Annotated in this window: 21 protein-coding genes; 18 read left to right on the top strand and 3 right to left on the bottom strand. The window is 58.6% G+C overall.

Annotated elements, in window-relative coordinates; translation table 11 throughout:
• Window positions 1-84 precede the first annotated feature (84 nt).
• Window positions 85-888 carry a universal stress protein gene (locus ACZYTD_RS00625; protein WP_463887830.1) on the top strand — a complete coding sequence of 268 codons (804 nt, stop codon included), beginning with the start codon at window positions 85-87 and terminating at the stop codon, window positions 886-888.
• Window positions 889-897: 9 nt separating this feature from the next.
• On the opposite strand, the gene ygfZ is transcribed toward ACZYTD_RS00625, so the two are convergent.
• Window positions 898-1812: a tRNA-modifying protein YgfZ gene (gene ygfZ, locus ACZYTD_RS00620; RefSeq protein WP_463887827.1), complete on the bottom strand. Its 915-nt coding sequence runs from the start codon at window positions 1810-1812 to the stop codon at window positions 898-900.
• A gap of 143 nt (window positions 1813-1955) precedes the next feature.
• Here ygfZ and ACZYTD_RS00615 point away from each other — a divergent pair, with 143 nt between their 5' ends.
• The 3 genes from ACZYTD_RS00615 (at window position 1956) to ACZYTD_RS00605 (ending at window position 3640) form a co-directional block, all read left to right on the top strand.
• On the top strand, window positions 1956-2231 hold the full coding sequence (locus ACZYTD_RS00615) for an FAD assembly factor SdhE (RefSeq protein ID WP_463887824.1): 276 nt from the start codon (window positions 1956-1958) through the stop codon (window positions 2229-2231).
• Window positions 2200-2583, top strand: coding sequence for a protein YgfX (locus tag ACZYTD_RS00610; protein ID WP_463887821.1), 384 nt, complete (start codon window positions 2200-2202; stop codon window positions 2581-2583). Before ACZYTD_RS00615 ends, ACZYTD_RS00610 begins: the two co-directional genes overlap by 32 nt.
• A 220-nt stretch (window positions 2584-2803) precedes the next feature.
• Window positions 2804-3640, top strand: coding sequence for a hypothetical protein (locus tag ACZYTD_RS00605; RefSeq protein WP_463887819.1), 837 nt, complete (start codon window positions 2804-2806; stop codon window positions 3638-3640).
• 65 nt (window positions 3641-3705) lie between these two features.
• On the opposite strand, the gene nadB is transcribed toward ACZYTD_RS00605, so the two are convergent.
• Window positions 3706-5319 carry an L-aspartate oxidase gene (nadB, locus tag ACZYTD_RS00600; RefSeq protein WP_463887816.1) on the bottom strand — a complete coding sequence of 538 codons (1614 nt, stop codon included), beginning with the start codon at window positions 5317-5319 and terminating at the stop codon, window positions 3706-3708.
• A 176-nt stretch (window positions 5320-5495) separates the two neighbouring features.
• On the opposite strand from nadB, the gene rpoE reads away from it, so the two are divergent.
• The 10 genes from rpoE to pdxJ all read left to right on the top strand — a co-directional run bounded on the left by rpoE (window position 5496) and on the right by pdxJ (window position 13928).
• A complete protein-coding gene (gene rpoE / locus ACZYTD_RS00595; protein WP_463887813.1) occupies window positions 5496-6074 on the top strand; it encodes an RNA polymerase sigma factor RpoE in 579 nt (192 codons plus the stop codon).
• Between the two features lie 19 nt (window positions 6075-6093).
• On the top strand, window positions 6094-6663 hold the full coding sequence (locus tag ACZYTD_RS00590; protein ID WP_463887810.1) for a sigma-E factor negative regulatory protein: 570 nt from the start codon (window positions 6094-6096) through the stop codon (window positions 6661-6663).
• Window positions 6664-6678: 15 nt separating this feature from the next.
• Entirely contained in the window at window positions 6679-7656 is a 978-nt protein-coding gene (locus ACZYTD_RS00585) for a MucB/RseB C-terminal domain-containing protein (protein WP_463887807.1), read from the top strand.
• Window positions 7653-8114: a SoxR reducing system RseC family protein gene (locus ACZYTD_RS00580; RefSeq protein ID WP_463887805.1), complete on the top strand. Its 462-nt coding sequence runs from the start codon at window positions 7653-7655 to the stop codon at window positions 8112-8114. Before ACZYTD_RS00585 ends, ACZYTD_RS00580 begins: the two co-directional genes overlap by 4 nt.
• Window positions 8115-8194: 80 nt before the next feature.
• The gene (gene lepA / locus ACZYTD_RS00575; RefSeq protein ID WP_463887802.1) at window positions 8195-9994 is read left to right on the top strand and encodes a translation elongation factor 4; all 1800 of its coding nucleotides are present in this window, start codon (window positions 8195-8197) and stop codon (window positions 9992-9994) included.
• Complete coding sequence (gene lepB / locus ACZYTD_RS00570) at window positions 9994-10911, top strand: signal peptidase I (RefSeq protein WP_463887800.1); 918 nt, start codon at window positions 9994-9996, stop codon at window positions 10909-10911. Before lepA ends, lepB begins: the two co-directional genes overlap by 1 nt.
• A complete protein-coding gene (rnc, locus tag ACZYTD_RS00565) occupies window positions 10911-11579 on the top strand; it encodes a ribonuclease III (RefSeq protein WP_463888454.1) in 669 nt (222 codons plus the stop codon). Before lepB ends, rnc begins: the two co-directional genes overlap by 1 nt.
• Window positions 11576-12475: a GTPase Era gene (era, locus tag ACZYTD_RS00560; RefSeq protein ID WP_463887798.1), complete on the top strand. Its 900-nt coding sequence runs from the start codon at window positions 11576-11578 to the stop codon at window positions 12473-12475. The genes rnc and era overlap by 4 nt, the downstream gene beginning before the upstream one ends.
• A gap of 2 nt (window positions 12476-12477) precedes the next feature.
• Window positions 12478-13185, top strand: coding sequence for a DNA repair protein RecO (gene recO / locus ACZYTD_RS00555; protein ID WP_463887795.1), 708 nt, complete (start codon window positions 12478-12480; stop codon window positions 13183-13185).
• Between the two features lie 2 nt (window positions 13186-13187).
• Window positions 13188-13928: a pyridoxine 5'-phosphate synthase gene (gene pdxJ, locus ACZYTD_RS00550; RefSeq protein ID WP_463887794.1), complete on the top strand. Its 741-nt coding sequence runs from the start codon at window positions 13188-13190 to the stop codon at window positions 13926-13928.
• 85 nt (window positions 13929-14013) lie between these two features.
• Here pdxJ and barA read toward each other — a convergent pair whose 3' ends face one another.
• On the bottom strand, window positions 14014-16731 hold the full coding sequence (gene barA, locus ACZYTD_RS00545) for a two-component sensor histidine kinase BarA (RefSeq protein ID WP_463887791.1): 2718 nt from the start codon (window positions 16729-16731) through the stop codon (window positions 14014-14016).
• Between the two features lie 76 nt (window positions 16732-16807).
• Between barA and rlmD the strand changes: the two genes are divergently transcribed.
• From rlmD to ACZYTD_RS00525, 4 genes are all read left to right on the top strand, one after another.
• On the top strand, window positions 16808-18136 hold the full coding sequence (gene rlmD, locus ACZYTD_RS00540; RefSeq protein WP_463887788.1) for a 23S rRNA (uracil(1939)-C(5))-methyltransferase RlmD: 1329 nt from the start codon (window positions 16808-16810) through the stop codon (window positions 18134-18136).
• Window positions 18137-18184: 48 nt separating this feature from the next.
• Window positions 18185-20413, top strand: coding sequence for a GTP diphosphokinase (relA, locus tag ACZYTD_RS00535; RefSeq protein WP_463887786.1), 2229 nt, complete (start codon window positions 18185-18187; stop codon window positions 20411-20413).
• A gap of 93 nt (window positions 20414-20506) precedes the next feature.
• On the top strand, window positions 20507-21313 hold the full coding sequence (mazG, locus tag ACZYTD_RS00530; RefSeq protein WP_463887783.1) for a nucleoside triphosphate pyrophosphohydrolase: 807 nt from the start codon (window positions 20507-20509) through the stop codon (window positions 21311-21313).
• Between the two features lie 139 nt (window positions 21314-21452).
• Window positions 21453-23090 (top strand): CTP synthase, encoded by a 1638-nt coding sequence (locus ACZYTD_RS00525; protein WP_463887780.1) that lies wholly within the window; start codon window positions 21453-21455, stop codon window positions 23088-23090.
• Window positions 23091-23158 lie beyond the last annotated feature (68 nt).

The raw sequence follows: 23158 nt of genomic DNA, 5'->3' as shown, positions 1-23158 counted from the left end.
CAAATTGGTGCTGGGCTCTCTAGCCTCAGAAGAGGGCCGTGAAAAGCCAGATCCCCCCAAGCCTGGTAATAGAGGAGAGGTGTCATGCGCTACGCCCATATTCTGGTCGCCGTGGATCTACGCCACGATGTACGCCATCTGTTACAGCGTGCGGGCAAGTTTGCTCAGCGCATGGGCGCCCGGTTGCACATCATCACAGTGCTACCAAGGGATGAGCCTGGACTTAGCCAGGGCGATGCCAGCCATCTGGCCAACCTGCAGCGGGAGACCCTGGACTATTTGCAGCAGCAGGTGGCCGCCTTGCCTTCCCAGCACGGCGAGTGCCGGGTCTGCTGTGGCGTGGTGGCTGATGAGATCTTGCGTGCCGTGGTCGAGCTCAAGGCCGATGTGCTGATCCTGGGGGCCAGGCAGCGCTCTGGGTTACTCAGCTGGTTGCAGCAGCAGGCGGCCGAGCCCCTGCTGGCGCGTCTGGGCTGTGATCTGTTGCTGCTGGATGAGGATCGCCCCTTCTGGCGGGAGCCCTTGCACATCACCCTGTTTGTCGATCTGGATGCGGCGGGGCAGAAGGTGTTACGGCGGGCGACGGCTCTGGCCCGGCAGCAGGGGGCCCAGTTGCTGGTGCGCCATGTGCTTGCCTCGAATGATGAGAGCCTGCATGCCGTGGCCGAGCGGCAATTGGCGAGCTGGTTGGTGGGCTTGCCCCTGCCGTTACCCCGATGGGAGCTGGTCTCGGGGGCTATCTGTGAGTGGCTGACCAGGAGCCTGGCCAGCCATGAGAGTCATCTGCTGATCATAGGCGGAATTCACCTGGCACCTCATCCGCAGGCGGAGGAGGCGCCGCTCGCCCGGCTGCTGCACGAGCCGGGGGATGTGATGGTGTTGCGTTGAGCCGGGGGGCTACTCCGCTAGAGAGTAGGGCAGGGGACGCAGGCTCAGCGTCGACTGCGGGTCGGCTTTCAGTCGCCAGTGATCGTCGGCTGCGCTATCTAGTGGCAGCACGGCGCTGATCAGTAGCGTCTCGCCCTGTTGCCAGCAGTCGAGCACCAGGCCTGAGCGCTTCCACTGCTCACCCAGCTGCAACTCCAGTTGGGCGCCGGGGGGGACCGGCTGGGTGGTCTGGCCCTCAAGAATAAACAGGCCGCGGTTATTGGCGCCCCGGTACTTGGCGCGGGCCACTGTCTCTTGCCCCATGTAGCACCCCTTGGTGAAGCTGATGCCCCCTAGAGCCTGCAGGTTGAGCATCTGCGGAATATACTCCCCCTGATGCTCGCCACTCATATGCGGCAGACCCGCCTCTATCTCCAGCCCCCACCAGTCGGTTTCGGCTTGCTCTGGCAGCTCGGCGGCCTGCGGCACGCCCAGTAGCAGCCAGCGATCCGCCTCAACTTGCACGGCGGCACCGCCTGGCAGCAGGCCACTGGTCGAGAGCCCCAGATGTTGGGAGACCCACTCATCGCTGCCAACCCCGGCCACGCCGACACAGGAGAGGGTCGAGCTTATCTCCTCAATCTCCACCTTGGAGAAAACCCCATATTTTTTCAGCTCGGCCAGGCTCTTGGCGATCACCGACTGCTTGGTGAGCAGCAACAAGGCCTCTTCGAGCACCACCAGACGGAAGTCACACCAGAGCTTGCCCTTGGCATCACAGTAGCCCCCCAGGCTCTGGGCGCCCGCAGCGAGGGCTTGGACATCGCAGGTGACCTGACTGTGCAGGTACTTGACTCGATCCGGGCCGCTCAAGCGGATTACGGCCATCTGGCTCAAAGCGTAGCGATTGGGTTGGTCGGGTAGGCGTAAGGCGTGCTGGCTCATAGGGCGTCCTGGAGTGGGGCCTCGTCAGGCGAGGCGATTTGTGACTCTCATGGTAATGACGGGATTGCCATTTGTCAGCCACAAAGCCGACTTGTTACCATGGTGACTTGATTGCCGGTGCCGAGTAGGCAGGGAGAGAGAGGGTGAGCGAGCTGAGATTGAGCCATAAAGAGTGGGACTCCCTGCGCTGGCAGTGCCGTCGAGGCATGCTGGAGCTGGATGGGATCTTGCTGCCATTTTTGGAGGAGGATCTGCCGGATCTGGCCGTCGGATTGCAGCATGACTTCGTGCGACTGCTGCAGGCTTCGGATCTGGAGCTGTTTCGTTGGTTGTTGCGGGGGGCGGCACCGGCCGATCCGGCGTTGGTATCTCTTCTGGAGGTGATCCGTGACTGCCACCAAGCACGTCTTGGCCATTGAGCCCTCCTGGCATCACCAGCAGGTGTTGCTGGTGGGACATCTGTTGGTGACGGCACTGCTCTGGTTCTGGCTGCATGGTCTTTATTGGAGCTGGTTCTTACTGGGTATGGTGCTGAGCCTGGGTTACTCCCTCTACCTGGCCCGCCAGCGTCGCTTCACCCTGGAACTCCAGGGCAAGGATCTCACCTGGTTGGGGCAGCGCTACACCCTGGGTCATGGTTCTCGGGTGGGGTATGGGGTCATCTGGTTGGCGTTGGATGGGCCGCAGCCCACCCGGCTCTGGCTCTTTAGTGACAGCGTGAACCAGGCCGACTATCGCCGGCTGGCCCAACGCATCACACTGCTGCGCTGATCACACCTCTTCAGCGCTTTGGGCCAGGCATTCTGGTCTATAGCCCCTCAGGTTCCGCTGCGCTTGGCGATCTCGATAAATCTGGAATGTTAGCGCTGGCGCGCGGTGAAACTCTGGCGGCTACTTATACTCACATCAAGATATGGAAGAGTGAGATTGTCATATGGGCGGTTGGCGGTGGATGGGGCTCGGTTTGCTATTTTTGATGGCAGGAGAGGCCATGGCGGCCACGACCCTCTTTACCTACCGCTCGGCCGAAACGGCACTCGATACCCGTAACCACTACGATATGGCCCTGTTGCGGCTGGCGCTGGAGAAAACCCGCACCGAGTATGGCGACTATCAGCTTGAGGCCAGTCCGCCGATGAACACCAGTCGGGCCATGCAGGAGCTGGAAAAAGCCAGCTATCCCAACTTTATCATCAAGATGAGTTATAGCCCTGACTACGAGCAGCACGGCATGTTGCGCGGTGGTTATGAGGTCGATCTGGGAGTAACCGGCTACCGCGTCTGTTTTACCCGCAAGATGCTGCTGCCCGAACTGGCGCAGATCGGCACGCTGGAGAAGTGGAAACACTATCTCTATGGCTTGGGGACGGGGTGGCAGGATGTGGAGATCCTGCGTCATAACGGCTTCAGGGTGATGGAGGTGGCACTTTACAAGAGCCTGTTCCCCATGGTGGCCAAGGGGCGCTTCGATCTCTTCTGCCGCGGCATCAATGAGGTGCGTGATGAGTGGCCGGAGGCGCGCCAACAGCCCGAGATAGTGCTCGAGCCTGCCATGTTGCTCTACTACGATTTGCCACGCTTCTTCTATGCCAATCCCCGTGATACCAAGGGCATGCAACGGGTGGATGCCGGGTTGCGTATTGCCGCCGCCGATGGTTCCTTACTGACACTGTGGAAGCAACATTATCTGCCAAGCGTGGAGTATGTGCAGCCACAAAAACGGCGCCTATTTCGGCTGGTCAATCCCATGGTGAGTCAGCTCAAATGGGCGGATAAGCAACTGGTGTTTGATCCCCTAAGTGGAGCGTTTAACTTTCGAGATCAATAGGTTGATCTCGCGCTGTTCAGGCATACCTAGTGGTGAACAGGGCGCCGAAGCGCCCTGCAGGGAGATCAGTAGTTCTCGGGGATCAGTATGGTGGGGGTGGGGTTGGGCAGCTGATCCGGGTAGTCCAGGTTGTAGTGCAGGCCCCGCGACTCCTTGCGGCTGATGGCCGAGCGCACTATCAGTTCGGCCACTTGCAGCAGGTTACGCAGCTCCAGCAGGTTGTTGGAGACGCGGAAGTTGGCGTAGTAGTCGTGGACCTCCTGTTTGAGCAGGTCGATACGGCTCTTGGCCCGGGTCAGGCGCTTGTCGGTACGCACTATGCCCACGTAGTCCCACATGAAGAGGCGCAGTTCGTGCCAGTTGTGCTGGATCACCACCTCTTCGTCCGAGTCGTTCACCTTACTCTCGTCCCAGGCGGGCAGGCTGGGGGGCAGGCTGCTCATGGGTAGACGAGCCAGGATATCCTTGGCCGCCGAGTGGGCGAAGACCACGCACTCCAGCAAGGAGTTGGAGGCCATGCGGTTGGCGCCATGCAGGCCGGTATAGGAGACCTCGCCTATGGCATACAGCCCCGGGACATCCGTCTGGCCATTGTGATCTATCATCACGCCACCACAGGTGTAGTGAGCGGCGGGCACCACAGGGATCGACTGCTGAGTGATGTCGATGCCGATCTTCTGGCAGCGCTCATAGATGGTGGGGAAGTGCTTGATGACAAAGTCAGCCGGTTTGTGGCTGATGTCCAGATACATGCAATCTACCCCCAGCCGCTTCATCTCGTAGTCGATGGCGCGCGCTACTATGTCGCGGGGAGCCAGTTCACCACGGGGGTCGAAGTCGACCATGAAACGGCTGCCATCGGGGCGCCGCAGATAGGCGCCTTCACCGCGCAGGGCTTCGGTCAGCAGGAAATTGCGGTCATCCGGATGAAACAGGGTGGTGGGGTGGAACTGGTTGAATTCCATGTTGGCCACCCGACAGCCCGCACGCCAGGCCATGGCGATGCCATCACCCGAACTGACATCCGGGTTAGAGGTGTACTGGTAGACCTTGGACGCGCCGCCGGTCGCCAGGGCCACAAAGCGGGCGCGTACCGTCTCCACCTCTTCACGGTTACGGTTCCAGATGTAGGCACCGAGCACCCGGTTACCGGGCAGGCCCAACTTGCGGGTGGTGATGAGATCGACGGCGTTGAAACGTTCCATCAACTGGATGTTGGGGTGATCCCGCACTTGATCGACTAGGGTGATCTGCACCGTCTTGCCGGTGGCATCGGCGGTGTGGAAGATGCGGCGGTGGCTGTGGCCCCCTTCGCGGGTCAGATGGTAGGAGGGCTGCCCATCTTCCGTTTCTGACTCTTCTTGATCGAAGGGAACGCCCTGCTGGATCAGCCACTCGATGCAATCCTTGGCATTGCGGGCGGTAAACTCCACCGCGTCGCGATCGCACAGACCGGCTCCGGCATTCAGGGTGTCGCTGACGTGGGATTCGATACTGTCCTTTTCATCGAAAACGGCAGCGATGCCTCCTTGGGCATAATAGGTGGCCCCCTCGCTCAAGGGTCCCTTGCTCAATACCATCACCTTGACGTGCTCTGCTAAACGCAGTGCTAAGGAGAGGCCGGCGGCACCACTGCCAATGATTAGAACATCACAGCTGTATTCAACGTTCTGTTTCATAAGTATCATTGGCGTGGAAAGTGAAGGGTCTATGTTAGCCCAACTCAGGGTAGCGGTGCAGCTTGGATCACGTTTTTTTCCATTAGAGCGAACTTTTATAAAAAACGTGTGTCTGACTATATGCGCTTATTTCGGACCGGATATCACGAGCAACAGATAGGGGATCTACGGCGCCGATGAGCGATTTGAACATAGACCAGCAACTGGTGGAGCGCGTCCAGCGAGGTGACAAGGCGGCGTTCAATCTGCTGGTGACTAGGTATCAGCATAAGGTGGCCAGCCTGCTGACGCGATATGTGAGCAATCCTGGCGATATACCCGATGTGGTACAGGAGGCGTTCATCAAGGCGTATCGGGCCTTGCCTGAGTTTCGTGGTGAGAGTGCTTTCTATACCTGGCTCTACCGTATTGCCGTCAATACGGCCAAGAATTATCTCACGGCCCAGGGGCGTCGACCGCCGGATATGGATGTCGACAGCGCCGATGCCGAGCTGCAGGACGGGGCCGATGCCATGCGCGAGCTGGCGAACCCGGAAAATTTGATGCTCTCCGATGAGATACGTCGGGAAGTCATGCAGACCCTGGAGGGTCTGCCGGAAGATTTGCGTACCGCCATCACCCTGCGTGAGATTGAGGGGATGAGTTATGAGGAGATCGCCGTCATCATGGATTGTCCTGTTGGCACAGTGCGCTCCCGGATCTTCCGGGCTCGCGAGGCGATCGACAAGCGAATACAACCCTTACTGCAACGTTGATAGGAGCAGACAGGTCTCTATGGCGAATAATGAACGGATTTCTGTGCTGATGGACAGCGAGGCTGACGAAGCCAGCTGGTTGCAAGCAGCCGTACGGGAAAGCGAAGAGCAGGCGACCTGGTCTCGCTACCATCTGATTGGTGATGCCTTACGCAACGAGCTTCCCGCTCAGCTGGATCTTGATCTGACTGCGCGTATTGCCCAGGCACTGCAAGATGAACCGACTGTGCTGGCCCCCAAGCCATCACGTTTCTCTCTGATTGGGGTGAAGCCAGCCGTGGTACATCTGCTGCGGAGTGGTGGTCAGTTTGCCATCGCCGCGTCGGTGGCGGCGGTGACGATTCTGGGGGTGCAACACTATCAAGGGGGCAAGAACCCGGCATTGGCACCCAATCCTGTGCTCAATACCGTACCCTTTGGCGGGGTGGCGGCCCCGGTGAGCATCAATTATCAGGCGAATCGTCAGAGTTTGGCTCACACGCCTCAGCCCGCCATGAGCGAGGCGCAACTGCAGGCGGAGCGTGAACGTCTCGCTGCCTTCCTGCGGGATCATCAACTGCAGCAACGCTTGCATCAGGCCGAGCAATAACCAAGAGTACCTTCCGTGCGGCAGCTTTCTTTCCTCATATTGTTAGCTGCCCTCTTCAACTGTTTACCTGCCGTAGCGGATACTCCCTCCGCCGCGGCCTTGTTACAACAGATGCAGCGGGCTTATCACCACTACAACTTTGAACTCTCCCTGGTCAAAATCCGTCAGAGCGATCTGGAACCCATGCGTTTCTCTCATGCGGCGCTGGATAACCAAGAGCTGGCTCACCTCATCTATCTCAATGGCCGTCCCAGTGAATACCTCAAGCGCAATCACGAGATCAGCTTTTTCGAGCCGGGCCATGATCCCTACACCCTAAAAGGGGCGCGTATGCCCGGGCTCTGGTCTGCCCTGCTGGAGATGAATCTGGAGCGGGTGCTGCAGAGCTATGAGCCCGTGGTCACCGGGCGCAACCGGATTGCCGGGCTGCCGACTCAGGTGGTGCGCCTCGTCCCCAAAGACTCGGGAAAATATGGCTTGATGCTCTGGCTGGAGCAGGAGTCAGGCTTGCTATTGCGGCTGGATCTACTGGATCAGGCGGGCAATCTGGTTGAGCAGTATATGGGCGTGGACCTGCGTATCCTGCCTGAGCCCAGCAGTTGGCTGCAGCAGTTGGCCAACTCCAAACTGCCAGCGGCTGTGCCTGTGGCGGAGGCCTATCAGGCGCCGCAAAAGAATCTGGGTTGGGCGCCAAGTTGGTTGCCGCTGGGTTTTTTGGTGAAATCCACCGACAGACATCAGTTGGCGGGGACCGACCAGTTTGTCGATTATATGCTGCTCAGCGACGGTTTGGTCGACATATCCCTCTACGTTGCCAACTCGAATGCAGAGATATCCGAAGGAAACCAATTGGTACGGCAAGGTGCCACCAGCTTGCTCAGGTTCATGAATGATCATAAGGTTGAAGTGACAGTAGTCGGTGAAGTGCCTGCCGAGACCGCAGAGCGCATCGCCAACTCTTTGCATTCCCTGGCTAAAGGAGTCACACCATGATCGAATCTGTTGCTACCGTGGTCGCGGTCGGTGATACCTGGGCTCAGGTAGAGTGCCGCCGCAAGAGTTCCTGTGGCCATTGCCATCAGCAGGAGAGCTGCGGGGTGGGCACTATCGCCAAGGCGATGCCAGGGCGCCCCCAATTGCTGGAAGTCGCCTTGACTGTGCCTGTGCTGGTTGGCCAACAGGTGCGAATTGGCATTCCCGAGCGCAGCCTGCTCACCAGTGCGCTCATGGTCTACATGGTGCCGCTGGTGTGTCTGTTGCTGGGTTGCCTGTTGGGTAAGTGGGTCTCCAGCGAGTTTCGTCTCGCGGAGGAGGGCCCGGAAATTTTGGGTGCCTTGCTGGGGGGGGGCGTAGGTTTCCTGCTGGCCAAGTTCGGCGCGCAACGTCTGACTGGCGGTTTATATCGCCCCGTGATGCTCGGCCTGAATATTCCGGTCCAGCAAACTGACTAAGCGATAGCCGTATCGCCCCATATCCAGTAAAATCCCGCCTTTATGCGTCAGGGACGCTTATCTATTGACTGAATATACCGATGAAGCACATTCGTAACTTTTCCATTATCGCGCACATTGACCACGGTAAATCGACCCTGTCGGACCGTTTAATCCAGATCTGTGGCGGCCTCTCCGGCCGTGAGATGCAAGAGCAGGTTCTCGACTCCATGGACTTGGAGCGTGAGCGTGGCATCACCATCAAGGCACAGAGTGTGACCCTGAACTACCAGGCCAAAGATGGTCAGACCTATCAGCTGAACTTCATCGACACCCCAGGTCACGTCGACTTCTCTTATGAGGTCTCTCGCTCTCTGGCGGCATGTGAAGGCGCCCTGCTGGTAGTGGATGCCGGTCAGGGGGTTGAGGCACAAACTCTGGCTAACTGCTACACGGCTCTGGAGATGGAGCTGGAGGTGGTGCCGGTTCTTAACAAGATCGACCTGCCTCAGGCAGAGCCCGAACGCGTGGCCGAAGAGATCGAGGATATAGTCGGCATAGATGCCATGGATGCGGTGCGTTGCTCCGCCAAGACCGGGCTCGGGGTCGATGATGTGCTGGAGACGATAGTTCACAAGATCCCGTCTCCTATCGGGGATCCCGATGCACCTCTGCAGGCGCTGATCATCGACTCCTGGTTCGATGACTACCTGGGAGTGGTCTCTTTGGTGCGCATCAAGAATGGCTCACTGAAGAAAAATGACAAGATCAAGGTGATGAGTACCGGTCAGGTGTGGGGGGTTGATCGTCTGGGGATCTCTACTCCCAAGCGCAAGGATACCGATGGCCTGGCTTGTGGCGAAGTGGGTTGGGTGGTGTGTGGCATCAAGGACATCCATGGCGCGCCGGTGGGGGATACCCTGACTCTGGCCAAACATGGTGCCGATAAGGCGCTGCCAGGCTTCAAGAAGGTGAAACCCCAGGTCTATGCCGGCCTGTTCCCCATCTCATCGGAAGATTATGAAGCCTTCCGCGATGCGCTCGACAAACTCTCCCTGAACGATGCCTCTTTGTTCTTCGAACCGGAAAGTTCTACCGCATTGGGCTTTGGTTTCCGTTGTGGCTTCCTGGGCATGTTGCACATGGAGATTATCCAGGAGCGTCTGGAGCGGGAGTACGATCTGGACCTCATCACCACGGCGCCGACCGTGGTCTACGAGATAGTGCAGACCGACGGTACCACCATCCACATCGACAGCCCGTCAGCTCTGCCTGCGGTGACCAGCATTGAGGAGATCCGTGAGCCGATAGCCGAGTGCAACATCTTAGTTCCGTCTGAATATCTTGGTAACGTGATCACACTCTGCATCGAAAAACGGGGCGTGCAGACTAATATGGTCTACCACGGCAATCAGGTGGCGCTCACCTATGAGATCCCGATGGCGGAAGTGGTGCTCGACTTCTTCGATCGGCTGAAGTCCACCAGTCGCGGTTATGCCTCGTTAGATTACGGCTTTAAACGCTTTGAAACGGCCGACATGGTGCGTCTGGATATCATGATCAATGGCGAACGGGTCGATGCCCTGGCCATCATCACCCACAAGGAGAATGCCCCATTCCGCGGGCGTCAACTGGTGGAGAAGATGCGTGAGCTTATTCCGCGTCAGATGTTCGATATCGCCATCCAGGCAGCCATAGGTAACCATGTCATCGCCCGCAGCACGGTCAAGGCGATGCGCAAGGACGTGTTGGCCAAGTGTTATGGTGGTGACGTGAGTCGGAAGAAGAAGCTGCTGAATAAGCAGAAAGAGGGTAAAAAACGGATGAAGTCCCTGGGGCGTGTGGATGTGCCGCAAGAGGCCTTCCTCGCGATTCTTCATGTTGGTAAGGATAGTAACTGATGGCAAACACCTTTTCCCTGCTGTTGATTGGCGCGACTCTGCTGACCGGATTGGTTTGGTTGCTGGATCGTTTCTGGCTGGTGCGGCAGCGGCAGTCGCAAGTGAGTACGGTTGAATCGTCAGCGGGTAAGCCGCTGGACGCCGCCACCATCGACAAGCTGATGGCCGAACCGGCCTGGATTGAGCAGTGTAAGGGGATCTTCCCTGTGATTGCCGCCGTCTTGGTGCTGCGCTCCTTCCTGTTTGAGCCCTTTCAGATCCCCTCTGGCTCCATGATGCCGACCCTGTTGGTCGGCGATTTCATCTTGGTGCAGAAGTTTGCCTATGGTATCAAGGAGCCCGTGACCAACCGGACTCTGATCGAGACCAGCCATCCTGAGCGTGGGGATGTGGTGGTCTTCAAGTACCCGGAAGACCCCAGGACCGACTACATCAAGCGTATCGTCGGCTTGCCTGGCGATCGCATCATCTACCGCAACAAGGAGCTGTTCATTCAGCCCGCTTGCCATGACAAGAACCCCTGCCCGGCCCTGACTAAAGTGGAGAACCACCTGTTGGAGAAGGGGAGCTTCCAGCAGGATGGCGTTGAGCTGGAACGGGATGTCGAACAGTTGGCTGATGTCTCGCATCAGATCCTGAAAAATCCTGAGCGCCCCGAGCCTGTGCCCATGTATTACCGTCAACCGGGCAACTATCCCGACGAGTGGTTGGTGCCGGAAGGCCACTACTTTGCCATGGGTGATAATCGTGACAACAGCTTGGACAGCCGTTTCTGGGGCTTTGTGCCCGAGCGCAATCTGGTTGGTAGAGCTGTTGCCATCTGGATCAGCTTCGAGTTTGACCGCGCGCCGGACTCCGCCTTGCCGGGCTGGATCCCGACCGGGGTGCGTTTCAATCGTGTGGGTGGCATCCAGTGATCGACAAGCTAAAACGACTGGAAAGGAAACTGTGTTACCGTTTTATCGATGATGATTTGTTAAAGCGCGCCATCACCCATCGCAGCGCCGGTTCCCGCCACAATGAACGGCTGGAGTTCCTCGGGGATTCCATTTTGAGCCTGGTGATTGCCGAAGCGCTCTTCCATCGCTTTCCAGATGTGAGCGAAGGGGACATGAGCCGGATGCGTGCCACCCTGGTGCGTGAGAAGACGCTGGCCGAGTTGGCGCGCGAGTTTGAACTGGGTGAATATCTGATCCTGGGACCTGGTGAGCTCAAGAGCGGCGGCTTCCGTCGTGAGTCCATTCTGGCCGACACAGTCGAAGCCATCATAGGCGCCATCTATCTGGATGCAGGCATGGAGGCCATTCGCCCCCTGTTGCTGCAGTGGTATGCCGAGCGCCTGGACGGTATCCGCCCCGGTGCCGATCAAAAAGATCCGAAGACCCGTCTGCAGGAGCTATTGCAGGGCCGACGCAAGCCGTTGCCCAGCTACGTGGTGATCAAAGTCAAGGGAGAGGCTCACAATCAGGAGTTCACTGTCCAATGCGAGATCGAAGGCGAATCTGCCATCGTGGTTGGCGTGGGCTCCAGTCGCCGTAAGGCGGAACAGGCTGCGGCTGAGAAAGCTCTGGAGCAATTTAAATGACAGACAAGAGTTACTGCGGTCTTATCGCCATAGTTGGGCGCCCCAACGTGGGCAAGTCCACCCTGCTTAACCAGATACTGGGTCAGAAGGTGAGCATCACCTCCAAGAAACCCCAGACCACCCGTCACCGCATCCTGGGGATCGACACAGAGGGGGGTTATCAGACCATCTATGTGGACACGCCGGGTCTGCACCAGGAAGAGAAGCGTGCCATCAACCGCCTGATGAACCGGGCGGCGACCAGCTCACTGGGCGACGTGGAGATGGCGATTTTTGTGGTCGATGGTACCCGCTGGACGTCGGACGATGACCATGTGCTGAGCAAGCTCAGGGATCAGAAGTATCCTGTGGTACTGGCTATCAACAAGATCGATCTCATCGATGATAAAGAGAAGTTGCTGCCGCACATCCAGACGCTGGCCCAGAAGATGAATTTTTCTGCCGTGTTGCCTATCTCGGCGGAGAAGGGCACCAATGTGGATAAAATCCGCGAGATGGCCAAAGCCGTGTTGCCGGAAGGGGATCACTACTTTCCGGATGATTACATCACTGACCGCTCCTCCCGCTTCATGGCCTCCGAAATTATCCGTGAGAAGCTGATGCGCTTCACCGGCGAAGAGTTGCCCTACTCGGTAACGGTGGAGATCGAACGCTTCAAGGTGGAAGAGGATGGTCTATTTCACATCAACGCCTTGATCCTAGTTGAGCGGGATGGTCAGAAGAAGATGGTGATCGGCAGCAAGGGTGAGAAGATCAAGACCATAGGCACCGAGGCGCGTATCGATATGGAGCGCCTGTTCGGTACCCGGGTCTTTCTCGAGCTCTGGGTCAAGGTCAAGGCGGGCTGGGCCGACGATGAGCGAGCCCTGCGCAGCCTGGGCTATGGTGACGAATAGCGTTGGAACGCCAGCTGGCCTTCGTGCTGCATACGCGTCCCTATCGGGAGAGTAGCCAGCTGGTCGATCTCTTCTGTGCCGGGGTCGGACGTCTCACTCTGGTGGCTCGCGGCTCTCGCGGGCCCCGTTCGGCCCAGAAGGCCCTGCTGCAACCCTTCATCCCCCTCTCTCTCTCCTGGCGTGGCAAGGGGGAGCTCAAGAACCTGGATCAGTTGGAGCTGGAGGCGCTACCGCTCAAACTGCAAGGGGTTGCCCTCTACAGCGCCCTCTATCTGAATGAGCTGCTCTATTATCTGCTGGAGCAAAATACCGCCTATTTCGAGCTGTTTGACTACTATCGGCAAGCGTTGCAGCTACTGAGCCAAGAGCCTTCGCCGGAACCCGTGCTGCGTCAGTTCGAGTTGCTGCTGCTGGAGACGCTGGGCTATGGCATCGATTTTCGCCATGATGGGGTCAGCGGCCTAGCCATTGAGCCGGAGGGCGAGTATCTGTATCTTGCCGAGTGCGGTTTGGTGGCCTCTACCCTGGCGCCTGGTGCCGGAGAGCCGTTTATCGGGCGCCATCTGCTGGCCATGGCCGAAGGGCGCTTTGATGAGCCGGCGCTGCTGCAGGCCTCCAAGCGTTTCTGCCGTCAGGCACTCAAACCCTATCTAGGTGATCGGCCCCTGAAGAGCCGGGAGTTATTCCAACATTTAACTGCAAGGAGATAGCAGTGAACGAGATTTTTCTGGGTGTGAATATCGACCATGTGGCCACCCTGCGTAATGCCCGGGGCACCAGCTATCCGGATCCTGTGCTGGCCGCTGGATTGGCCGAGCAGGCGGGTGCCGATGGCATTACCATCCATCTGCGCGAGGATCGCCGTCACATCACGGATCGGGATGTGGAGGTGCTGCGCCAGACCCTGCAAACCCGCATGAACCTGGAGATGGCCGTTACCGAAGAGATGCTGGTCATCGCCTGTCGCGTCAAGCCTCACTTCGTCTGCCTGGTGCCGGAGAAGCGTCAGGAGGTGACCACCGAAGGTGGCCTGGACGTGGCGGGGCAGGTGGATCGCATCCGTGATGCCATCAGCCGCCTGGCGGCGGTCGGCACTCAGGTCTCCCTCTTCATCGATGCGGATCATCTCCAGATCGACGCCGCCGTGGCGGCCGGAGCCCCCTATATCGAGATCCACACCGGGCGTTATGCCGATGCCGTGTCGGCCAGCGAGCAGCACGCCGAGCTGGAGCGCATTCGTGAGGCGGCGGCCTATGCCCATGGCAAAGGGTTGCGGGTCAATGCCGGCCATGGCCTGCACTATCACAACGTCAAGCCCATTGCCGCCATACCCGAGATGGAAGAGCTGAACATTGGTCATGCCATCATAGCGCGTGCCGTGTTTGAAGGCTTGCCGGTGGCGGTGGCCGAGATGAAGCGCCTGATGGTGGAAGCCCGCCAGCTTAGTCGCTAACGTCCGCGTGAAGCGCATATGTGAACAGGCAGCCTAGGCTGCCTGTTCTGTTTTGGGGACGCCAGGTCGCATTGAACAGCGCAGGCTAGCTCTGCAGCCAGGCCTCGGCCTCGATCCGCAGGCGTTCGAGCAGATCCTGCAACTCCAGCAGCTCGGGCTCCAGGGCCTCGGGCGAGAGGCCTTGCCGCAGGGCGCCCTCCAGCGCATGGCAGTGGGTCTGCACCCGCGGAATACCACAGTAGGCAGCGCCGCCGGCAAACTTGTGGATCGCCGCCAGCAGGGTCTCCCCTGAACTTGGGTCGGCGGCCGCGAGCAGCCGTTGCAGTTCGGGCAACTGGGTCAGCAACAGGCTTAGCATCTCCTGGGCTAACTCGGGTTTCCCCGCCGCCTGCCGCAGTGCCAGCCCTTGATCCAGCAGGGGTGGCGAGCCTGGCTTGCGGGCATGCAGGGTGAAGGTCTGCAGTAATTGCTCCAGCTGACTCTCATCGATCGGTTTGGCCAGATACTCATCCATCCCCTGGGCCATTAGCCGCTCCCGCTCGCCGGGGATGGCATGAGCCGTGACGGCTATGATGGGCGTCTGCTGGTTGCACCCCTCTTTCCTGATGGCCTGGGTGGCGCTGATGCCATCCAGGATCGGCATCTGGATATCCATGAAGATGATGTCGAACTCCATGCGCTGAGCCAGCTCTACCGCCTGGCGGCCGTTCTGACAGGAGTGCACCTCGGCCACCAGATCTTCGAGCATGGCGGCAATGAGCTTCAGGTTGGCCGGATTGTCATCCACGGCCAGCACATTCACGGGGCGGCGCACTCTGGGGGCGGGCAGGCTCTGTGGGAGCGGCATGTAGTGATGAGCGGCGAGCAGGGCGGCCAGCAACTTACCCGGTGGCACGGGTTTGCTCAGGCAGTGGCTAGCCCCCAGCCCCTGCAGCGACTCCTGCAGGCGCGGATCGTGGGAGTTGAGCAACAGGATCAGGCGATCATACTGGCCCTCTAGTTGCGCCAATTGTTGCTGCAACTGGGGTAAGTCCGGGGTGGAGGAGAGCCCCAGCAACAGGGTGGGGAAATGGCGCGGGCTGAGGAAGTTGACCTCGCTGGGGGAGGCGAGGGCCGTGACCTGCATCTGCCACTCCTGCAGCTGGGCCTCACAGGCTTCCCGGGCCCACTCATCGGGCTCGATCAGCAGTATGGCTTCATCGATCAAGGGGCGGTATTGAGAATCCTCCCCTTGGGGCTGCGCCGCTAGGCGCAGGTTCAGGGTGATGAAGAATTGTGAGCCCCGCTCCAGGTTGGAGTCGACCTCTATGCTGCCCCCCATCTGCTGTACCAGCTTCTGAGTGATGACGAGGCCAAGCCCTGTGCCGCCATAGCGGCGGGAGATGGAGCTGTCACCCTGATTGAAGGGTTGGAACAGCTGGTGTTGCTGTTGCTGGCTCATGCCAATGCCGGTATCGCGGATGCTGATCCGCAGCTGGATCTGTTGGTTATCCAGCAGCTTGGCCAGCGCCACATTGACATCGACGTTGCCTCGCTCGGTGAACTTGATGGCGTTACCCGCCAGATTGGTGATGATCTGCTGCAGGCGCAGGGGATCGCCGGAGATCAGATCTGGCACCTGGCTCTCCACCCGCAGCGAGAGCTCAAGCCCCTTGTCGTGGGCGCTGGGGGCCAGCAGGGTCATGGTTTCATTCACCACATCCCGCAGGCTGAAGGGGATCTGCTCCAGGGCCAGTTTACCCGCCTCCAGTTTGGAAAAGTCGAGGATGTCGTTGATGATGTTGAGCAGGCTCTTGGCCGACTTCTCTATGGTGTTCAGATAGTCGTTCTGATTGCTGTTGAGGGGGGTTTTGAACAACTGTTTGGCAAAGCCGATTACACCGTTGAGCGGGGTGCGCAGCTCGTGGGACATGTTGGCCAGGAACTCGGATTTGACCCGTGCCGCCTCCTGGGCCCGTTTCTTGGCCATATCCAGCTCCACGTTCTGGATCTCTATCTGCTCCAGGGTTTCCCGCAGATCTGAGGTGGCCTGATCTATGTTCATCTGCATTTCGTTATGGTACTCGGCTATGGCCTTGGCCATGGCGTTGATACCATTCTTCAGCATGTCCAGCTCCCCCTGCATCTGACCCCGTACCCGAGTATCAAGGCGCCCTTCGCGGATCTGGTAGACGGCGCGCACCATGCGGTTGATGGGGTTGATCACCACATTCACCAGATTCAGCCCGAAGTAGATGCTGAGGGCGAGGCCGGCGAGCACCACCAACAGGGCGACGGCACTATCCCGGTACTGGATGAGCAGAGCTTTATCTGTGTTGATCTGGATGGCCAGATAACCGACCACTGGGGTGGCGCTATTACTCTGCAGTTGGGCTTCCGAGAGCACGGTCTCGGCCAATATGGGGGTGCGCAGTATGATGTAGTCGCCGTTGTACTCTATGCTGGTCAGCTCCGGGATCGCCTCGCCTTTAGGGAGGCGCAGCATATTGAGTTCCCGGTGAAAGTTGGAGGTGACAAATAGCTGGTTCTGGCTGTTGAATACGGCGATGGATTTGATAAACGAGGAGTTCTTGCGATGGGTCAACCCTATCAGCCGTTTTAGACCCTCCCGACTATTTTGCTGCATACCATATTCGCTGGCGATGGCCAGTGGCTCAATAACATTGATGCTTTGCTCTATGATGAACTCTTCCAGCTGCTGGTGTCGGTGGAAGGTAAAATAACCAGCAAGCAGGACGCCAATAAACAGGGTGGGCAGTATGGTGAAGGCCAGTACCCTGGCACGAAGGCCATATTTGGTCATAGTCGGGTTCTTGTGGGACAATAGGGACTTAAGGCGCAAGCAATCATGACATAGCCATTCCGAGGCACCAAGCATTATGGCCCAGTTTTTCAAGCCCCAACCCAAAGCTAAATCATCCACTCTTGGTAGTATAGAGCTGGATATCGATCGTCTGGATTTGCATGGGGTGGGCATAGGCCGCCATCAGGGCAAGGCCATCTTCGTCGAAGGCGCCATGCCAGGCGAGCGGATCAAGGCCCGTATCATAGAAGAGAAGAAGCAGCACAGCTTTGCCTCGCTGCAGAAGATCCTGGTGGCCTCCCCCGAGCGCCAGCTCCCCTTCTGCCCGCACTATGAGGAGTGCGGGGGTTGTAGCGCCCAGCATCTGCCGCTGGCCCTGCAGCATAGCACCAAGGTCAGCGGCGTACAGCGCAGCTTCAGTCGCCTGGCCGGTTACGAGTTGGGTGAGCCTGAGTTTGTCATGCTCTCGCCTGAGCAGAACTACCGGCGGGTCTGCCGCCTCTCCATCAAGTACGACAAGAAGGGGCGTCGTGCCCAGGTGGGCTTTCGTCGCCGTCTGAGTCATGACTTGGTGGAAGTCACTACCTGCCCTGTGTTAGTTTCCTCGCTCTCGGCGCTTATTGAGCCTCTGCGCCAGCTCAGCAACCGGCTGACCTCCTTCCGCAATCTGGGGCACATTGAACTCTGTGAGGCGGACAATGGTCCTCTGATGTTGCTGCGGCATAATGGGCAGCCGGCTGAGGATGATCTGCTACTATTGCGTGACTTCGCGGCTGAGCATGACCTTGCCTGCTACTTGCAATGTGACGGCGCCCCTCGCTTGCTGACTGACTCGCCAGCCCCTAGCTATCGGGTGCATGGGGTGGAGATCCAGTTCACACCGGGTGACTTCTTACAGGTCAATCGCACCATCAATGAGCAGATGGTGGAGAAGGTGGTGGCGTGGTTGGCGCCGACGCCCCAGGACAAGGTGCTGGATCTCTTCTGTGGTCTGGGCAACTTCACCCTGCCGCTGGCTCGCCAGGCGGGTGAAGTGGTTGGGGTGGAAGGGGTGCTGGAGATGGTGCACCGGGCGCGGGAAAACGCCACTCGGAATGAGCTGACGAATGTGCGCTTCTTCCAAAGCAATCTGGATGAGCCCTTTATTCATGCGCCTTGGGCCAAGGAGCCCTTCAGCCTGGTGGTGTTGGATCCGGCGCGCCCTGGGGCTGCTGGCTCCATGCCGCATCTGTTAAAATTGGCGCCTCGGCGTCTTGTGTATGTTTCTTGCAACCCGGTGACTGCGGCCCGTGATTGCCAACTGCTGCACAAGGAAGGGTATCGCCTGGTGCGTTGGGGCTTGTTTGACATGTTCCCCCATACCGGCCATGTCGAGACCATACTGTTGTTTGAACGACGCGCCTAGGGCGTCGGGCAGATCGATAAGATAAGAAGAGCATAAGGATTAGACCCCATGGTTGCGGTACGCGATACACACCTGAGAACTGGCTTCAATCTGCAGGAGTGGACAGATACTCTGCCCCTCGCGGCCGAGGAGCGGGATACGCTCCACTCTGTGTTCGCCTATTGTCAGAATCGCCTGGGGGAAACCGAGAGTGAGGCCGTCCGGCTGGCCAGCCGCAGTGCCGAGATGGTGGGCATACTGCTCATGTTGCACATGGACATGGATACCCTGCGGGCCGCCATTCTCTATCCGCACCTAGAGGCCAAACATCTCACCATAGAGCAGGCCGAGGAGGACTTCGGCCCCGCTATTGCGCGCCTGCTGGAGGGGGTCATCGACATGGAGGCGATCCGCTTCCTGCAGAGCCTCAACTCGGGTGAGGTTTCCGATACCCAGATTGACAACGTGCGCCGCATGTTGTTGGCCATGGTGGAGGATGTGCGCGCCGTGGTCATCAAGCTGGCCGAACGGATCGCCTGCCTGCGTGAAGTCAAAAATGCGGATGAGGAGACCCGGGTGCTGGTGGCCAAGGAGATCACCAACATCTACGCCCCCCTGGCCAACCGTTTGGGGATAGGTCAGCTGAAGTGGGAATTGGAAGATCTCTCTTTCCGTTATTTGCACCCGGATACTTACAAACAGATCGCCAAGCTGCTGGATGAGAAGCGCCTGGATCGAGAACGCTACATCCACCGTTTTGTCGAGGAGCTGAAACAGGCTCTGAAGCTAGCTGGCGTCAAGGCCGATGTCTATGGCCGCCCGAAACACATCTACAGCATTTGGCGCAAGATGCAGAAGAAGCAGCTCAGCTTCTCCGATCTCTACGATGTGCGCGCGGTGCGGGTGATTGCCCATCGGCTGCAGGATTGCTATGCGGCGCTGGGGATAGTGCATACCCAGTGGCACCACATACCCCGTGAGTTCGATGATTACGTGGCTAACCCGAAGCCCAACGGTTATCAGTCTATCCATACCGTGGTGCTGGGGCCGGAAGGCAAGACAGTGGAGATCCAGATCCGCACCGAGCAGATGCATCAGGATGCGGAGCTGGGGATTGCCGCCCACTGGAAGTACAAGGAGGGCGGGCTCTCAGGCAAGGACTCCGGCTACGAGGAGCGCATCGCCTGGTTGCGCAAGCTGCTGGCTTGGCAGGAGGATATGGTCGAGTCAGGCTCCCTGGTCGACGAGTTGCGCACCCAGGTGTTCGAAGATCGGGTCTATGTCTTCACCCCCAAGGGCGATGTCGTCGACTTGCCGGTGGGGGCCACCCCACTCGATTTTGCCTATCAGGTCCACAGCATGGTGGGCCACCGCTGCATCGGCGCCAAGGTGGATGGCCGCATAGTGCCCTTCACCTATACCCTGCAGACCGGGGATCAGATCGAAGTCATCACCCAGAAGGAACCCAATCCCAGCCGGGACTGGATGAACCCCAATACCGGCTTCCTGCGTACCAGCCGTGCTCGCGCCAAAGTGGCCTCCTGGTTCCGCAAGGTGGACAGGGACAAGAACATACTGGCGGGTAAGGAGTTGCTGGAGAAGGAGACCGAGCGCCACGGTTTCCATATCAGTAAAGAGACCCAGGCCCAGATGCTGCGGGAGGTCTACTCCCGCTATAACGTACATGAGCACGATGATCTGCTGGCGGGGCTGGGGGCGGGTGATATCCGCATCAACCAGTTGATGAACTTCTTCGAAACCAAGCTCAACAAGCCGAGCGTGGAAGAGGAGGAGAAGAAGCTGTTGGCCCAGCTGGAGCAGAAGAGCCAGAACCGAATACAGAATCAGCCCAAGGGCCACATAGTGGTGCAGGGGGTGGGTAATCTGATGACCCATATCGCCCGTTGCTGCCAGCCGATCCCCGGTGACGGTATTGTGGGCTTCATCACCCAGGGCCGCGGCATCTCGGTACACAGAGAGGATTGCGAACAGCTCAAGGAGCTGATGCGCCGCAACCCGGAGCGCATGATAGAGGCGGTCTGGGGCGAAAGTTACTCGGGCGGCTATACCCTGACGGTGCGCATCACCGCCAACGACAGATCCGGCCTGCTGCGGGATATCACCACCATCATTGCCAACGAGAAGATCAACGTGCTGGGCATGCGCTCGCGCTCCAATGTGAAGATGCAGACCGCCGATATCGACATCGATATGGAGATCTATAACATAGAGGCTCTGAACCGCATGCTCTCCAAGATCAACCAGATGAGCGACGTGGAAAGCGCCAAACGACTCTAGTTTCATCTATTTGGCGCCAGATCTGGATCGAGTCACTACCAACAAGGGGCCCAGGCCCCTTCTCTTTTTACCCGAATAGTCGTGGAGTTGCCCATGTCTCACCCCTCTTATCAACTCGATGATCTGTTGGCCATCATGGCGCGTCTGCGGGATCCGGAGCAAGGTTGCCCCTGGGACAAGAAGCAGACCTTCGCCAGCATAGTGCCCTATACCCTGGAGGAGGCCTACGAGGTAGCCGACAGCATAGAGCGCCACGATCTGGAGGCGTTGAAGGGGGAACTGGGCGATCTGCTGTTTCAGGTGGTGTTCTACTGCCAGATGGCCAGCGAGCAGGGGCTGTTCGGTTTTGCCCAGGTGGTGGAAACCGTCAGCGAGAAGCTGATCCGTCGCCATCCCCATGTCTTTGCCGAGGCGAACTTTGCCGATACGGCGGCGGTGAATGCCAACTGGGAGGCGGAGAAGGCCAAGGAGCGCCAGCAAAAGGACGCCAGTGCGGTGAGTGTGCTGGATGATATTCCCCTGGCCTTGCCAGCCCTGAACCGGGCCAACAAGATCCAGAAGCGCTGTGCGGCGGTGGGCTTTGACTGGGATGCTCTGGGGCCGGTTGTGGCCAAGGTGCATGAAGAGATAGATGAGGTGATGCACGAGGTGCTGCAGCTGGAGCGGGATGAGCAGAAGGTGGCCGAAGAGCTGGGCGATCTGCTGTTTGCTACCGTCAATCTGGTGCGTCATTTGAAGAAAGATCCCGAGCAGGTGCTGCGCCAGGCCAATACCAAGTTTGAGCGCCGTTTTCGGGCCGTGGAGTCGGATCTGCTGGCTCAGGGACGGGATTTGCGAGCGTGCAGCCTGGATGAGATGGAAGAAGCGTGGCAACGGGTCAAGGAATCGGAACAAAGTTGATGTAACGCAAATCCTGGCATGCGGATGCTTGCTAAATTTTTGTCCGTTGTTAGGGAGCGGTGCTTTTGCTATAATTTCACCCCGTCTTGATACATCTCCACACGCACCCGTGTAATTCCTAAACATCTTCAGGTTCAGCATGACGACTAAATACATTTTCGTGACAGGCGGGGTGGTTTCATCCTTGGGCAAGGGCATAGCAGCGGCCTCATTGGCAGCTATTCTAGAAGCCCGCGGTCTCAAGGTGACCATCATGAAGCTGGATCCCTATATCAACGTGGATCCGGGCACCATGAGCCCTATTCAGCACGGTGAAGTCTTCGTTACTGATGACGGGGCCGAGACGGATCTGGACCTGGGCCACTACGAGCGCTTCATCCGTACCAAGATGAGCCGCCGCAACAACTTCACCACAGGCCGTGTCTATGCCGACGTCCTGCGCAAAGAGCGCCGTGGTGACTATCTGGGTGCCACCATCCAGGTTATTCCTCATATCACCAACGCCATCAAAGAGCGGGTGATTGCCGGTGCCGAAGGCCAGGAAGTGGCGATCGTGGAAGTGGGTGGCACCGTCGGTGACATCGAGTCCCTGCCATTCCTCGAAGCCATTCGCCAACTGGCGGTGGATATCGGGCGCAATAACGCGCTCTTCATGCACCTGACGCTGGTGCCTTATCTGGCCGCGGCCGGTGAGGTGAAGACCAAGCCGACCCAGCACTCCGTCAAGGAACTGCTCTCCATCGGTATCCAGCCGGATATTCTTATCTGCCGTTCCGATCGGACCATTCCGGCCAACGAGCGCGCCAAGATTGCCCTCTTCTGTAACGTCCAGGAGCGCGCCGTGGTGTCGCTCAAGGATGTGGATACCATCTACAAGATCCCGGCCATGTTGAAGGCTCAGGGGCTGGATCAGTTGGTCGTCGATCGCTTTGGTCTGAGCTGCCCTGAGGCGGATCTGACCGAGTGGGAAAAGGTGCTCTACCAGCAGGCCAATGCCAGCGGTGAAGTGACTATCGGCATGGTCGGCAAATATGTCTCTCTGCCGGATGCCTACAAGTCAGTCAACGAAGCCCTCAAGCACGGTGGTCTGAAGAATCATCTGACCGTTACCATCAAGTACATCGACTCCCAGGATGTCGAGACCCGTGGCACCGAGGTGTTGGAAGGTCTGGATGCTATTCTGGTGCCCGGTGGCTTCGGTGAGCGCGGCGTCGAAGGCAAGATCCAGGCCGCCCGCTATGCGCGGGAGAACAAGATCCCCTATCTGGGTATCTGTCTGGGGATGCAAGTGGCCATGATTGAATTCGCCCGCAATGTCGCCGGTCTGGAAGGCGCGCACTCCAGCGAATTCCGTAAAGATACTCCCTATCCCATCGTCGGCCTCATTACTGAGTGGATCAACGATGAGGGCAAGGTCGAGCAGCGTACCGAAGGCTCGGATCTGGGCGGCACCATGCGTCTGGGCTCCCAGCTCTGCCATCTGGCTGAAGGTTCCAAGGTGCGCGCCATGTATGGCAACGAGGCCATCTATGAGCGTCATCGCCACCGTTATGAGGTCAACAATACCCTGCTACCGAAAGTGGAAGCGGCTGGCCTCAAGGTGACGGGTCTTTCCGCCGACAAGAAACTGGTGGAAATTATCGAAATTCCAGACCACCCCTGGTTCGTGGCCGTACAATTCCACCCGGAATTTACCTCCACGCCGCGGGATGGCCACCCTCTGTTCGAAGGCTTCATTCGGGCGGCTGGTGAATACCAGAAACGTCACCTAAATTAAGTCGACAAAATCCGCGGCCGTGGGCATAGTTTCGCTGCCGCATTTTTTTGCAACTTTAATGTTGTTTT

Source organism: Pseudaeromonas sp. HNCC25DJ180 (genome assembly GCF_055413345.1).
This window is presented reverse-complemented; position numbering and strand designations above follow the sequence as displayed.